The sequence below is a fragment of the Phenylobacterium sp. genome, from assembly GCF_030654915.1.
Classification (GTDB): domain Bacteria; phylum Pseudomonadota; class Alphaproteobacteria; order Caulobacterales; family Caulobacteraceae; genus Phenylobacterium.
In genome coordinates, this window is record NZ_JAURWM010000373.1 from 1 (window position 1) to 1,992 (window position 1,992).

Genomic DNA, 1,992 nt, shown 5'->3' on the forward strand with positions numbered 1-1,992 from the left:
GTCTTCCACGCCGCGGCGCTGAAACACGTCTCGATGGTCGAACGTCAACCCTGCGAAGGCGTGCTGACCAATGTGGTCGGCACCTGGAACGTGACCGAAGCCGCCAAGGCCTGCGGCGCGGCCCAGATGATCCTGATTTCCACCGACAAGGCGGTCGACCCGTCGAATGTCATGGGCGCCACCAAGCGCTTGGCCGAGGCGGTCATCCAGGCCCAGCAGGTCGGTCCTGGCACTCGTTTCTCGGCGGTCCGTTTCGGCAATGTCCTGGGCTCGGCTGGCTCCGTGGTGCCGATCTTCCGCTCGCAGATCGAGCGCGGCGGTCCGGTGACCGTGACGCACGAGGACATCGAACGCTTCTTCATGACCATTCCGGAGGCCACCCAGTTGGTGCTCCACGCCACGGCCACCTGCGCCGAGGGCGAAGACGCCGACCACGCCCGCCTGTTCCTGTTGGAAATGGGCGAGCCGGTCCGCATCATGGATCTGGCCCGCCAGATGATCGCCCTGTCGGGTCGCACGCCCGGTAAGGACATCGAGATCGAAGTGACCGGCCTGCGCCCCGGCGAAAAGCTCACTGAGGCGCTTCTGGACGAAACCGAGACCTCGCTGCCCTGCGCGCCTAAGGTGATGGAGGTCGTCTCCACCTCGGCCCTGCGCATCACAGCCAATCACCTGCACGAACTCGAAACCCTTGCCGAACGCGGCGATGTGGACGCCGTTCGCAGCAAGCTGTTCGACATCGTCGCCCAAGTCCGCGGCGAGAAGCCGCCGATCCCGGCGCTGCGGGTCGTCTCCAACGCGTGACGCGGGCGCGCCAAGCGGCTAAGGCGTTCGCATGGCGGTTATTCTGGTTACCGGCTCGGCCGGCTTCATCGGCTCCCACCTCGCCCATCGACTGCTTGATCGCGGCGACGAGGTCGTGGGCCTGGACAATCTCAACCCCTATTATGATCCGACGCTGAAACAGGCGCGCCTCGCACGCCTCGAAGCGCGCGAAGGCTACCGCCACGCCAACATCGATTTGGCTGATCGCGACGCCATGGCCAAACTATTCATCGAGGCCAAGCCTAACCGGGTGGTCAACCTCGCCGCCCAGGCCGGCGTCCGCTACAGCCTCGAACAACCTGCGGCCTATGTGGACTCAAACCTCGTCGGCTTCGGCAACGTCCTCGAAGGCTGCCGCGCCGCCCAGGTCGAACACTTGGTCTTCGCCTCGACCAGCTCGGTCTATGGCGCAAACGGCAAGCTGCCGTTCTCGGTCCACGAGCCGGTGCACCACCCGATCACTCTCTATGCCGCGACCAAGCTCGCCAACGAGTCGATGGCGCACTCCTACGCGCACCTGTTCGACATCCCGGCGACCGGCTTCCGGTTCTTTACGGTCTATGGGCCGTGGGGCCGGCCGGACATGGCGCTGTTCAAGTTCACCCAGGCGATCCTGGACAACCGACCGATCGACGTGTTCGGCCAAGGCAAGATGCAGCGCGACTTCACCTATGTGGAGGACATCGTCTCAGGCGTCGTCGCGGCACTGGATCGTCCGGCGCAGATCGACCCAAACTGGGACGCCCAGTCGCCCGACCCGGCCACCAGCGGCGTCGCGCCCTGGCGGATCCTCAACCTCGGCAACAGCCAGCGTGTTGAGTTGATGCACTACATCGAGGTCCTGGAAGCCAAGCTGGGCCGCAAGGCCAAGCTGAACCTCCTCCCCATGCAGCCCGGCGACGTCGCCCGAACTGAAGCCGACGTCACCGACACCATCGCCGCGCTAGACTACGCTCCGTCCACACCGATCGAGGTAGGAGTCTCCAACTTCGTGGACTGGTACCTCGACTACTACCGCGTGGGCGCGAACTAACCGGCCTACAGCCGCAGGTCAGCGGTCCCCTGCGGGAACACCGCCTTCACGTCGTAAAGCACCGCGCCCGGCTTCCCGAGAGCGCGGATGGCTTCGACGCCCAACTCCTGAAACTGTGCGTGCGCCACCGCCAC

2 protein-coding genes are annotated in these 1,992 nt (G+C 65.3%); both read left to right on the forward strand.

All coding sequences use genetic code 11. The features are described 5' to 3' along the window. Window positions 1-804 (forward strand): polysaccharide biosynthesis protein (locus Q7T84_RS19225; RefSeq protein WP_304812209.1); only part of this gene is annotated, 804 nt, incomplete at its 5' end. Window positions 805-835: 31 nt separating this feature from the next. Beyond that, entirely contained in the window at window positions 836-1,858 is a 1,023-nt protein-coding gene (locus Q7T84_RS19230; RefSeq protein WP_304812211.1) for an NAD-dependent epimerase, read from the forward strand. Window positions 1,859-1,992: the final 134 nt, after the last annotated feature.